Annotated in this window: 3 protein-coding genes and 1 pseudogene; 3 read left to right on the top strand and 1 reads right to left on the bottom strand. The window is 69.5% G+C overall.

Going from position 1 to position 1456, the window contains the following annotated elements:
- The 3 genes and pseudogenes from AC2W7C_RS17880 to trxA (AC2W7C_RS17870) all read left to right on the top strand — a co-directional run.
- Positions 1-506, top strand: a pseudogene (locus AC2W7C_RS17880) (PD-(D/E)XK nuclease family protein); the annotation flags it as partial.
- Between the two features lie 110 nt (positions 507-616).
- Positions 617-946, top strand: a complete 330-nt coding sequence (gene trxA, locus AC2W7C_RS17875; protein WP_486002565.1) for a thioredoxin — start codon at positions 617-619, stop codon at positions 944-946.
- 30 nt (positions 947-976) lie between these two features.
- Positions 977-1315: a thioredoxin gene (gene trxA, locus AC2W7C_RS17870; protein WP_486002564.1), complete on the top strand. Its 339-nt coding sequence runs from the start codon at positions 977-979 to the stop codon at positions 1313-1315.
- A gap of 15 nt (positions 1316-1330) precedes the next feature.
- Here trxA (AC2W7C_RS17870) and AC2W7C_RS17865 read toward each other — a convergent pair.
- Positions 1331-1456: hypothetical protein (locus AC2W7C_RS17865; protein ID WP_486002566.1), on the bottom strand; the 126-nt coding region annotated here is incomplete at its 5' end.

Genomic DNA, 1456 nt, shown 5'->3' with positions numbered 1-1456 from the left:
CTGGGGCCGGTTCCGCCGCGGCGACCTGATCCATCGCCTGCTGGAACGCCTGCCCGACGTCGATCCCGCCCGGCGGGCCGATGTCGCCGCCCGACTTCTGTCCCGCGAGCGGGACCTGGATGAGGCCCAGCGCGCCGAGATGATCTCGGCCGCCTTCCGGGTGCTGGACGACGCCCGGTTCGCCCCGGTGTTTGGCCCCGGCTCGCGCGCGAGACGGCGCTCACCGGGCGCATCGGCGACGCCCAGGTCTCGGGCCGGATCGACCGTCTCGTGGTGACGCCGGACCGCGTGCTGGTGATCGACTACAAGACCAACCGTCCCGCCCCCGAGCGGCCCGAGGACGCGGACCCCGCCTATGTCCGCCAGCTGGCGGTCTATGTCTCCATTCTGAGACAGCTCTATCCCGCCGCCCCGTCGAGGCGGCCCTGGTCTGGACCGACGGGCCCCGCCTGATGTCCGTGCCGCCGGAGCTGATGGAGGCGGCGCTGGGCGGCGCCGCGCGTTGATTTGCGGGCCTGCGTCCACCACATGGGTCCCAACGGGCTGGAATCACTCCAAGGTGTCCAGCCGATTCAGACAGCCCTCCGGCGTCCGCCGGCGGCGAGGAGACTTCTTCATGGCCACCGTCAAGGTCACCGACGACAGCTTCGACACCGACGTCCTGAAGGCCGGCCAGCCTGTGCTGGTCGATTTCTGGGCCGAGTGGTGCGGGCCGTGCAAGCAGATCGGCCCCGCCCTGGAGCAGATTTCGGATGAGCTGGCCGGCCAGGTGACGGTCGCCAAGGTCAACATCGACGACAGCCCGATGGTGCCTTCCAAGCTGTGCGTGAAGGGCATCCCGACGCTGATGCTGTTCAAGGACGGCCAACTGGCCTCGATGAAGGTCGGCGCCATGCCCAAGGGCAAGATCGTCGAATGGCTGGCCGAGGCCGGCATCAAGGCCTAGGGCTCATCCACCCCCGGAGGAGGGCTCCCCATGGGCGCCGTCAAGGTCACCGACGCCAGCTTCGAGGCCGATGTGCTGCGCGCCGCCTCGCCGGTGCTCGTCGATTTCTGGGCCGAATGGTGCCCGCCCTGCCTGCAGATCGCGCCGGCGCTCGAGCAGATCGCCGACGAACTTCAGGGCCAAGTGGTCATCGCCAAGATCAATATCGACGACAATCCGATGGTCCCCTCTCGACTGGGCGTGAAGGGCATTCCGGCCCTGATCCTGTTCAGGGACGGCGATGTCGTCGCCATGAAGTCCGGGGCCATGCCCCGCGGCAAGATCGTTCAATGGCTCGCCGAGAGCGGCGTCGGCGGGACCGCGGCCTGATCTCTTGGTCTTGATCTAGGCGGGCCAGGTCTCGCGGCTCGCGCCCAGCACCTCGCCGGCCAGGTACAGCGAGCCGCAGATGACCACCCGTCCGGCCCCGAGCCGCAGCGCGCGGTCCAGCGCCTCGCCGGCCGACGCCGA

The sequence above is a fragment of the Brevundimonas sp. CURTG3B2_SDJG genome (genome assembly GCF_057364705.1).
The sequence above is the reverse complement of the archived record's forward strand: the minus strand, read 5'-3'. Positions and strand labels throughout refer to the sequence as shown.

What these genes read in the sequence shown, in the direction of transcription:
- trxA (WP_486002565.1), top strand. Translation starts at nt 617, where the DNA reads ATGGCCACCGTCAAGGTCACCGACGACAGCTTCGACACCGACGTCCTG.
- trxA (WP_486002564.1), top strand. Translation starts at nt 977, where the DNA reads ATGGGCGCCGTCAAGGTCACCGACGCCAGCTTCGAGGCCGATGTGCTG.